General features: G+C 52.4%; 8 protein-coding genes. 2 read left to right on the top strand and 6 right to left on the bottom strand.

Annotated elements, in window-relative coordinates; all coding sequences use genetic code 11:
- Positions 1–413 precede the first annotated feature (413 nt).
- Together JHD62_RS20305 and JHD62_RS20300 are read left to right on the top strand one after the other, a co-directional pair.
- Complete coding sequence (locus JHD62_RS20305) at positions 414–1,373, top strand: NAD(P)-dependent oxidoreductase (RefSeq protein WP_199104407.1); 960 nt, start codon at positions 414–416, stop codon at positions 1,371–1,373.
- A 67-nt stretch (positions 1,374–1,440) separates the two neighbouring features.
- Positions 1,441–2,427 (top strand): glycosyltransferase family 2 protein, encoded by a 987-nt coding sequence (locus JHD62_RS20300; RefSeq protein WP_199104406.1) that lies wholly within the window; start codon positions 1,441–1,443, stop codon positions 2,425–2,427.
- An 84-nt stretch (positions 2,428–2,511) separates the two neighbouring features.
- Here the strand turns inward: JHD62_RS20300 and JHD62_RS20295 are convergent, their stop codons facing one another.
- From JHD62_RS20295 to JHD62_RS20270, 6 genes are all read right to left on the bottom strand, one after another.
- A complete protein-coding gene (locus tag JHD62_RS20295; protein ID WP_199104405.1) occupies positions 2,512–3,912 on the bottom strand; it encodes a mannose-1-phosphate guanylyltransferase/mannose-6-phosphate isomerase in 1,401 nt (466 codons plus the stop codon).
- Positions 3,913–3,975: 63 nt separating this feature from the next.
- Complete coding sequence (locus tag JHD62_RS20290; RefSeq protein ID WP_233161126.1) at positions 3,976–5,106, bottom strand: sugar phosphate nucleotidyltransferase; 1,131 nt, start codon at positions 5,104–5,106, stop codon at positions 3,976–3,978.
- 51 nt (positions 5,107–5,157) lie between these two features.
- Positions 5,158–6,480 (bottom strand): UDP-glucose/GDP-mannose dehydrogenase family protein, encoded by a 1,323-nt coding sequence (locus tag JHD62_RS20285; protein ID WP_199104403.1) that lies wholly within the window; start codon positions 6,478–6,480, stop codon positions 5,158–5,160.
- Between the two features lie 18 nt (positions 6,481–6,498).
- Complete coding sequence (locus JHD62_RS20280) at positions 6,499–7,746, bottom strand: oligosaccharide flippase family protein (protein ID WP_199104402.1); 1,248 nt, start codon at positions 7,744–7,746, stop codon at positions 6,499–6,501.
- 30 nt (positions 7,747–7,776) lie between these two features.
- Entirely contained in the window at positions 7,777–8,715 is a 939-nt protein-coding gene (locus JHD62_RS20275) for a glycosyltransferase (protein ID WP_199104401.1), read from the bottom strand.
- 18 nt (positions 8,716–8,733) lie between these two features.
- On the bottom strand, positions 8,734–9,645 hold the full coding sequence (locus JHD62_RS20270) for a glycosyltransferase (RefSeq protein ID WP_255523044.1): 912 nt from the start codon (positions 9,643–9,645) through the stop codon (positions 8,734–8,736).
- Positions 9,646–10,066 lie beyond the last annotated feature (421 nt).

The raw sequence follows: 10,066 nt of genomic DNA, 5'->3' as shown, positions 1-10,066 counted from the left end.
CCCCCCCCCCCCCCCCCCCCCCCCCCCCCCCCCCCCCCCCCCCCCCCCCCCCCCCCCCCCCCCCCCCCCCCCCCCCCCCCCCCCCCCCCCCCCCCCCCCCCATTTTTTTGCGTTCGTCTCGTGGGCTCGGAGATGTGTATAAGAGACAGCACTAACCTCTACCCATATAGCTAATTTCACCCAAGCAGATGCAGCCAGGGTTTGTATAAAATGGATGATTCCAGCCTGGAAATATGGTAAAAACATGGCTTATCGCGCATCAACATTTGGGGTGAAATACCTTGAATGTCTGTACATAAAAATATCATCCGCGCGCGGACAGCATCAGGAGCCGGGCGCTCTCACTTCATCTTTGCTTCACATTACTTTCCAGCACAATTCTTACATTTCGGTTAAAAACTTCTGGAGTACTCATGGTTCAATGCAGTGTCATTTTCGGTGGATCGGGTTTCATTGGAACACACCTTACACGTCGACTGGTCGCAGAAGGCCAGCGGGTTGTCTCCATCGACATCAAGCCCCCACGCGAACGCCTTAGCGGTGTTGACTACATCACCGGCGATGTACGTGACCTCAGTCAATTGAACGTGACCGGCAAAGTAGACCGCATTTATAACCTTGCAGCCATCCACACCACGCCCGGTCACCCCACACACGAGTACTACGAAACAAATGTTCTGGGTGCCACCGAAATTACCGCCTGGGCACGCAGAAACAATATTAGTGAAATTGTATTTACCAGCTCCATCTCGGTTTATGGCCCTTCTGAAGAAGCCAAATCGGAAAGCACCAAGCCAACACCTGAGTCCGCTTATGGCTGGTCCAAATTTCTGGCGGAGCGCATTCAGAAAAACTGGATGGAAGAAGACGGCAACCGAAAACTGGTCATTTGCCGCCCTGCCGTCATTTTCGGCCATGGTGAAGGCGGTAACTTTACCCGCATGGCAAAGCTGCTGAAAAAAGGATTCTTTATCTATCCTGGTCGTAAAGACACGGTAAAAGCCTGCTTTTATGTGGGCGATCTGCTGGAAGCCATCGAATATGCTGCGCGTAATAACCAGCGCTTTACCTTGCTGAATGGTTGCTATCCAGACCGTTACACCATGGAGCAGATTGTCGACACCTTCCGTCAACATCATTTCCCCAAAGCCAAAACCTATCTGGTACCCAAATTCATCGTTTATACCGCAGCACAGCTATTACGACCGTTTTCGGCACTGGGGCTTGGCATTCATCCGGACCGGGTGATGAAGCTGGTGCGCTCTACTGACATCATTCCTACCTGGCTGACCGAGCAGAAACAACAAAAGGAATCGGCATTGATCAATGCGCTGAACCAATGGGGCAAGGAAAGCCAAGGGCGTTTTGACTGAACCGGGTGTCAGCACGGCATTCCAGCCTGATTGAACTGAAATCAAGACCAAAGAAATCCAGCACAGCATGTCCGATTCCGTATTGATTGTTATCCCCACGCTCAACGAGAGCAAACACATCGTATCCGTACTGGACAGCATTTCAGCCGGACTACCCGCGAATAGCACGATTGTGGTGGCAGATGGCGGCAGCAGTGACGACACCGCGCAAAAAGTCCAGAACTATGCGCGTCAGCACGCATACGTCAAACTGCTGCACAATCCGCAGAAAATCCAGAGTGCCGCAGTCAACCTTGCGGTAGAGAAATTTGGCCATGGAACCGAATATGTCATTCGCTGCGATGCACATGCCATCTATCCCGCCAATTTCATCAGCGCATTGCTTGATGCCATCAAACAGCATGATGCCGACTCGGTCGTGGTCCCTATGGATTCCAAAGGCGAGGGCTGCTTTCAAAATGCAGTTGCCTGGGTTTCCGACAGTTTGATCGGCTCTGGCGGTTCAGCACACCGCGGTGGCAATTTCAGTGGCTATGTCGACCATGGCCATCATGCCATTTTCAAAACGGTTTCTTTCATACGGAACAAAGGCTACGACGCCACCTTTACCCATAATGAAGATGCCGAATTTGACTGCCGACTGCGTGCCCGCGGCATGAAGATTTACCTGGATGGCAAAATCCGGTTGATTTACCATCCCCGCGCCAGTTTCAAAAGCCTGTTCAAGCAATATTTCAACTACGGCAAGGGTCGCTCACGCACGGTACGGAAGCACCCTACTTCGCTGCGCCTGCGTCAGTTTGCCGTCCCGGCTTGCATTGGCAGCAGCTTACTGGCCTTGCCACTGGCACTCATCTCGCCTTACAGCCTGATTATTCCGGCAGGCTATCTTGGTCTGCTGCTGGCCGGCACTGCATCCGTAGTGGCCAAGCACAAAAAGCCCTGCGCGCTGTTGGCAGGTGTAGCCGCCTTCGCCATGCATAGCGGCTGGGCGCTTGGCTTTGCCTATGGAATGGTCAGGCTGCGAGAGCAAAAGTGGCAGCCTGAAGCCTGAAGCAAGGCACAAGCGCAGGCCGACAAATGAAAAGAGGTGTTGCCTGGCAACACCTCTTTTTACTACAACAGCACAATGCTGACCTCAATTACGCCCGTAGGTATCCTCAAAGCGCACAATATCGTCTTCGCCAAGGTAGGAGCCGGACTGCACCTCAATCAGCTCCAGCATCACCTTGCCCGGGTTTTCCAGCCGGTGCACTTCACCCAGCGGGATATAAGTGGACTGGTTTTCCGTCAGCAGGCTCACCTTGTCACCGCAAGTGACGCGAGCAGTGCCCTTCACCACGATCCAGTGTTCGGCACGGTGATGGTGCATTTGCAGTGAGAGCGATGCACCCGGCTTCACGGTGATGCGCTTCACCTGATAGCGGTCGCCATCATCCACGCCTTCGTAAGTACCCCACGGGCGATACACCTGACGGTGCAGATGCGCTTCTGCACGTTGCTGCTTTTGCAGCTGCTCCACAATCTTCTTTACCGATTGCGACTTGTCCTTGTGCGCCACCAGTACCGCGTCGGATGTCTCGATGATGATGAGGTCATCCACACCCGTGGCCGTCACCAGCCGGTGATTGCCCATTACCAGGCAATTGCGGCTGTCATCCAGCATCACGTCACCACGCAATACATTGCCTTGCGCATCTTGCGGCAGCGATTCGGCCAGTGACGTCCAGGAGCCGATATCGCTCCAGCCAAAATCAGAAGCAACCACTGCGGCACTGGCGGTGCGCTCCATCACGGCATAGTCGATGGAATCGCTGGGGCAAGCGGCAAAAGCTGTCGGATCCAGACGGAAGAAGTCCAGGTCCTGCCTGGCTTGCAACACAGACTGCTCGGCTTGCGCATGCATCTGCGGCTGGAAACGGGCCAGCTCATCCAGATAGGTACTGGCCTTGAGCAGGAACATGCCGCTATTCCAGTAGTAATCGCCAGAATCAATCATGCGCACGGCATTGTCGTGATCCGGCTTTTCCACAAAACGCTGAACCGCATACACATCGCCAGCCAGCGCAGCACCGCGCTGAATGTAGCCGTAGCCGGTATTGGGCTGGTCCGGCACGATGCCGAAAGTGACGATCTTGCCAGCCACGGCAGACGGATAGGCCGCCTCAACCGCAGCATGGAAGGCTGCCGTATCCCGAATCAGGTGATCGCTGGGCAATACCAGCATCACGGCATCCGGGTCGCGCTGACGGGCAATGAAAGCAGCGGCGGCAATGGCTGGCGCGGTATTTCGCGCCACCGGCTCCAGTACCACTGTAGCATCAGGCTGCGACTTGCACTGCTCTGCTACCAGAAAACGGTGGTCAGCATTGGAGATGATCAGCGCATCGCTGGCACTAGCAGGCAAACGACGCAGGGTGGCTTGCAACAGTGATTCACCATCAGCCAGCTCCAGAAACTGCTTGGGAAAGCTGCTGCGGGACAATGGCCACAAACGGGTGCCACTGCCGCCGCACAAAATAACGGGGGTGATTTTCATTGGAATCTCATTTGAATATATTTGTTGGTAGATCCTCACTTCTGAAGTCTACCTACCAGAAGATTATTCAGTCTTGTCAGTACCAACACGCGGCTTCAGGCGACGATCGCGCGCATCATTCCACAAATTATCCTTGAACTCGCTGATATGGCGGATTTCACCGGCATGGCTGACGGTGTAATCGCCATACACCACGGCGTCCTGTACCCTGGAACCTTCGGCAATGCGGGTGTATTCAAACAGCACACTGCGCTCCACCAGGGTGTTCTTGCAGATATGACTGCCATGGCCAATCCAGGCCGGTCCGATAATCTTGGCACCGGCTTCCACATGACAACCGGAACCAAAGAATACCGGGCCCTGAATCTCGATATTGTCCCAGTCGATACGGGTATTCAGCCCTGCCCATACCCGCTCTGCCACTTCTACGCCCGGCACATACATTTGCGCCACGCGGCCGCTCAGAATATCCAGCTGCACCGTGAGGAAGTCTTTTACATTGCCAATATCAATCCAGTTGAAATGACGCTTTTGGGCATAGAAAGGCAGGCCTTTTTCCACGATGAGCGGAAACAGGTCGCTACCGATATCGAAAAAGGTGTTACTGGGAATCAGATCAAGCACTTCCGGTTCCATGATGTAGATACCGGTACTCGCCAGGCGGGACAGCGCTTCTTCCTGCTTTGGCTTTTCCTGAAAGGAGCGCACACGGCCATCATCATCGGTCACTACAATGCCATAGCTTGACACCTGCTCCAGCGGTACTTCCTTGGTGATGACACTCACCAGCGCGCCTTTGCGCTTGTGCTCGAACAAGGCAGAACGGATATCCAGATCAATCAGTGCATCGCCGCAAATCACCAGCGTGGTTTCATCAAAGAAACCACCAAAATCCTGGATCTTGCGCATGCCGCCAGCCGACCCCACCGGGTGCGGATTCACCTCACCGGCATCATCGACATAGCCTTCAAAGGAATAACCGATATGCGCACCCAGGCGCTGGCCGTCACCAAAGTACTGCTCGATCTTTTCGTGCAGATAGCTGACGTTCACCATGATGTCCTGCACACCATAGCGCACCAGATGCTCTACCAGATACTCCATCACCGGCTTGCCCAGAATCGGAATCATCGGTTTGGGCAAATCATAGGTCAGGGGGCGAACGCGGGTTCCCTTGCCCGCAGCTAAAATCATGGCCTTCATGTGCTGACTCTCTCTGAGCGAATTATTTTTTTGCTGACCGGATTAACGACGACCAATGGTGTCGTATTCGAAACCACGCTGGCGCATTTGTTCTGGCACATACATATTGCGGCCATCAAACACTACCGGGTTTTTCAGGGCGGATTTCAGTGCATCAAAGTTGGGAGCACGGAATTCCTTCCATTCGGTGACAATGGCCAGCGCATCGCTATCCTGCGCAGCTGCCAAAGGCGATGTGGCATAGCGCAGGCCGACACGTTCGCCAAATACGCGACGTGCTTCGGTCATGGCCACCGGGTCGTACGCCACCACTTCAGCGCCCAAGGCCAGCAAACCTTCAATCAGTACAATGCTGGGTGCTACGCGCATATCGTCGGTGTTCGGTTTGAACGCCAAGCCCCATACGGCAAAAGTCTTGCCGGAAAGGTCTGCACCAAAGCGATGCTTGATCTTGTTCAGCAGGACATTCTTCTGTGCATCATTGGCATCCTCCACCGCCTGCAAAACCTTGAGCGGCAACTCGGTTTCTTCAGCAGCACGAATCAGCGCCTGTACATCCTTGGGGAAGCAAGAACCGCCATAACCGCAACCGGCATACAGGAAGTGAAAACCGATACGCGGATCAGAACCGATACCGATACGCACTTGCTCGATATCCGCACCGAGCTTTTCAGCCAGATTGGCCAACTCGTTCATGAAAGAAATACGCGTGGCCAACATGGCATTGGCGGCGTATTTGCTCAGTTCAGCAGAACGCACATCCATCACGATCATGCGGTCATGATTGCGGGTAAACGGTGCGTACAATTCACGCATCAGCTTGATGGCACGCTCGTCGTCAGCGCCAACGATAATGCGGTCCGGACGCATGAAGTCTTCAACCGCAGCACCTTCTTTCAGAAATTCCGGATTGGACACCACGGCAAAGCCGGCATCCACACCACGTTGCTGCAAGGTTTCAGCAATCACTGCTTTCACCTTGTCCGCTGTACCCACCGGCACGGTGGATTTATCAATCACCACCTTGTAATCGTCCATATGCAAGGCAATGTTGCGGGCAGCGGCCAGCACGTATTTCAGGTCGGCTGAGCCATCCTCATCCGGCGGCGTACCCACGGCGATGAATTGCAAGTCGCCAAAGGCAACACTCTCCTGAATATCACTGGTAAAACGCAAACGGCCCGCTTCTACATTGTGACGCACCATTTCCAGCAAGCCGGGCTCGTGAATGGGGATACCGCCTTCATGCAGGATCTTGATCTTGGAAACATCCAGATCCAGGCAAAGAACATCATTCCCCATTTCAGCCAGACAAGTGCCCGTCACCAAGCCGACATAACCCGTACCAATAACTGTGATTTTCATTAATAGGACTCCAACAGATCAAGAAACCCGGCTGTGTTTGCAGCACAAAAAGGCTGCCCCCCAAAGAACACAGGCCAATAAAAAGTGTGCAAAGACAAAAGCGTACAGCAAACCGGAAAATCCAAACACCAGTACACCACCCACCAGGACAAAGCCGAAGCCAAAGGTGGATCCGGTAAAAATAACCGTTCGCAGCCCCTGCCGGCCGCCACCGGTCAGAATATCGGAAGCTGGATATTGCAAAGCAATAAGCGGCAGGGCCGCTGAAAGAATGAAAATGGAGTGCACACTGTCCTGAAAGCCCTTGCCCAACAAATCCGGCACGGCTAAAGCACATACAGACACCACCAATGCCGAAACCACCCCGGAAACAAACATGGTGGGCGCAACCGACACGCCATAACGGAAAACAGAAACAAAGCCCTTGCTGCCTTCACGGAAAAAATGTGGGTAATAAATACGTGTCAGTACCTGCATGGGAAACAAGCCCAGCTGTAATACGCGAGAAGCCGCACCATAACTGCCCAAGGTAGTGGCATCGGTAAAACGTGCCAGAATCATGCGATCCAGGTTAGTCTGCATCGCACGCGAGCTCTGGTTCAGACTGAACATCACCCCGCTATGCAATTCTCGCGCCAACAAGCAAAAATGCGGCGCACCATACAAGCGCGCAGACAGCAGCAAGTAAAACACCGACATCAGCACCGATTGCAGCAGCACCACATCAATCCAGCCCACCAATTGCGTCTGATGGAACAAAACAAAATACAGCACCGCCATAAACAGACGGGCCAATACCGTAGACAGCCGCACCCAGCCAGCCCGCACAGTATGCCCATGCGCTACCATCACCAATTCGGTGGAGGCCGATACACGTGACACCATGATCTCTGCAAGCAAGGCCAATGCCATGGGCCATAGCGGTAACTGGATGTGCAACAGCAAGGATGCAATCAACAGGCTGGCCAGCACCGCCAGCGGCAAGGTAATCAGAACAGACAACAGCAAATTGCCGTAATAACGGGAAAAGCTGGAAACATCCTTGGAAACCCCGCGCACCAACAAGTCCGCACTACCCAGCCCGGTCAACTCAACAAAAACACCCACCAGGGCCAAGAGGCCGGTATAGATACCAAACTGCTCCACCCCCAGGCCACGGGCCGTAATGGTAAAAGTCACCAGCTGAAACAATAAGGCGGACATGGTAGGTACCAATGTCGCCCCGATTGTCAGCAAACGGAAACGAGACTCCAGCCGGTCCAGCACACCGCGCAACAAGGAAAGCATCAATACCCCTTAGCGGCAGGCCTTTTGCCCCGGCTGCGGCCGGGCATATTCCACAAAGACGTCACCAAAATGGGAAGCCCAGCGCCCTCTTACCTTATCCATTTCCAGCAGCCAGCCAACAAACGGCGACTCCGGCTCACGACGGAACAGCGGATAAACCGGCAAACGCAAAGTCAGGCCAATGGTTTTGAGCAAGCTACGCAAACCACGACCATTAACACTTTCCCAACGCACAGCATGGTTCCCGACCCGGAAGCGACGCTGGCGCATCCACTTGAAGCCCGCACGAGATGCCGGCACTTCTTCGTAAATCCAGGCATCTTCAGACCACGCCATGGCATGGCCGCGATAAAACAGCTTGCGGAAGAATACGGTATCACCGCCACCGGACAAACCGAATGCCTCATCAAACAAGGGCCGTGGCTCCTTGGCAATGGCGTGCATGTTTACCAGAAAATTGCAGGTACAAAATACAAAGGGCTTGCCGTCCAATGATTGTTTCTGCACCGACCAGTAACGCGCATATTTTTCCAGATGGCGAGCAGACTCTGGAAATACAGGACGGACAGGCCCGCCAACAATACTGGCGTTATTGATAGCCTGGGTTTTAAGCAATTCGCTCAACCAGCGATCAGTCGGCCACTCATCATCATCCAGCATGGCCATGAACTGTACGCCAAGGCGCTCCGCCTCTGTAAATACCGCATTGCGCGCTGCAGAAATACCAGGCTGCGTTTCCACCAGATAACGCACATCAAGACCATGAGCCTGTGCAAAACCATCAATGGCCTGTGGTACTGCCGGGTCGTTACCATCATTATCAACAACAATGATCACACACTGCTCATTAACAGCCTTGATAGTGCCAGCCAGATGCTGGAACAGTCTTTCAAGTGAATGCAGGCGTTTATAGGTACAAAAACCAACGGCAACTATAGGTGAATTCATTTTTGACTCACATGATACTTAAGAATAGCGCGAAGAGCGGGAACCAGTCACACCCATTAAACGCCCAGAAAAATGTGCCAACATCAAAAAAGATGAGGCAAATTCATTCTTCTTGATTAGTAACAAATTTTTTAGGCATTTCAAAATTGAGCCCAAAAAACCTTTCACAGCATTCATAATTGTTAGCAAAGTACCATCAAATGAACGATCAATACTAGCCATATACTTACCCGTCGTATAGTAACGCCCAATTATCTTTTTAACTTGCAACCGCTCTACTGGGGTCGGCTCAGTCAGATAAGCATCAGCAGACCATGCAAAACGAGCATCTTTGGCACGAAGCCGTCTGAAAAATGCATAATCCTCTCCTCCTGACAAACCATACGCCATGTCAAAAAAAGGGTAGTCAATATAACTCTCAATTGACCGTGAAATAACGATATTTTGAGCTCCGCTCAATATATCCACATACCCAGTAGACCTTGTTGACCTAGCCGCATACAAGCTATTCCGAGCAAAAATATTACTTTCTCGTGGTATATCCCCGAGAACAGGGCCTCCATAAACCTCAGCCGGGTACATATTAATGGTTTCGAATAAACTTGAAAACCAGCCTGGCATCACAAAACCGTCATCATCCAGCATGATTAGATATTCCCACGCGGGGAAATGGTCAACAGCATGCTGAACCAAAGCATTACGCACCTGCGAAATACCTCTTTCAGGAACAGGAATACAAGTCAAGTTCGAAAATAAAGACTTATACTCTTCGACAATTGCTGGAACATCCACACCACAGTCATTATCACCAATGACAATGGCCACATCCTTGCTCAGCAACTCAGACTGAAGTGAATTCAACAGCTTCCGTAATAATACAGGACGGCGGAAGGTAGGGATTAATATCACAGACAAAGTAGACAAATTCATATTATCAAACAACAGTAGTGATACTTGATTTAACAGCCAATGCACGAAGACCAATTAATGTAAACATAGTAATACCTGGCGAAAAGACCTCATGCGTCTCCGAGAAACCACCAATTATAAACAAAATTGCAACTGATGAGCATGCGAGTGAATACTTGTTTGGAAATAGGTAGTATTGAAAGAAACCAAAATAAAAAATCAGATAAATAAAACATATAAGGCCTAGCACACCTGACTCACCAAAAACTGCCAAATAGACATTATGAGGTGTCAAGATTGCACCCATTTCTTGCAAACGATACGCAATTGGCCAAGTCACTTCCTGTCTCTTATACACATCTCCGAGCCCACGAGACGAACGCAAAAAAGGGGGGGGGGGGGGGGGGGGGGGGGGGGGGGGGGGGGGGGGGGGGGGGGGGGG

Source organism: Aquitalea sp. ASV11 (assembly GCF_016429185.1).
GTDB lineage: Bacteria > Pseudomonadota > Gammaproteobacteria > Burkholderiales > Chromobacteriaceae > Aquitalea > Aquitalea pelogenes.
Note: the sequence above shows the minus strand (reverse complement) of the source record. Positions and strands in the feature narration are given on the sequence as shown.

Excerpts from the sequence above, each read along its gene's own strand:
- JHD62_RS20305 (WP_199104407.1), top strand. The coding sequence starts at position 414 with ATGGTTCAATGCAGTGTCATTTTCGGTGGATCGGGTTTCATTGGAACA.
- JHD62_RS20300 (WP_199104406.1), top strand. The coding sequence starts at position 1,441 with ATGTCCGATTCCGTATTGATTGTTATCCCCACGCTCAACGAGAGCAAA.
- JHD62_RS20295 (WP_199104405.1), bottom strand. The coding sequence starts at position 3,912 with ATGAAAATCACCCCCGTTATTTTGTGCGGCGGCAGTGGCACCCGTTTG.
- JHD62_RS20290 (WP_233161126.1), bottom strand. The coding sequence starts at position 5,106 with ATGATTTTAGCTGCGGGCAAGGGAACCCGCGTTCGCCCCCTGACCTAT.
- JHD62_RS20285 (WP_199104403.1), bottom strand. The coding sequence starts at position 6,480 with ATGAAAATCACAGTTATTGGTACGGGTTATGTCGGCTTGGTGACGGGC.
- JHD62_RS20275 (WP_199104401.1), bottom strand. The coding sequence starts at position 8,715 with ATGAATTCACCTATAGTTGCCGTTGGTTTTTGTACCTATAAACGCCTG.
- JHD62_RS20270 (WP_255523044.1), bottom strand. The coding sequence starts at position 9,645 with ATGAATTTGTCTACTTTGTCTGTGATATTAATCCCTACCTTCCGCCGT.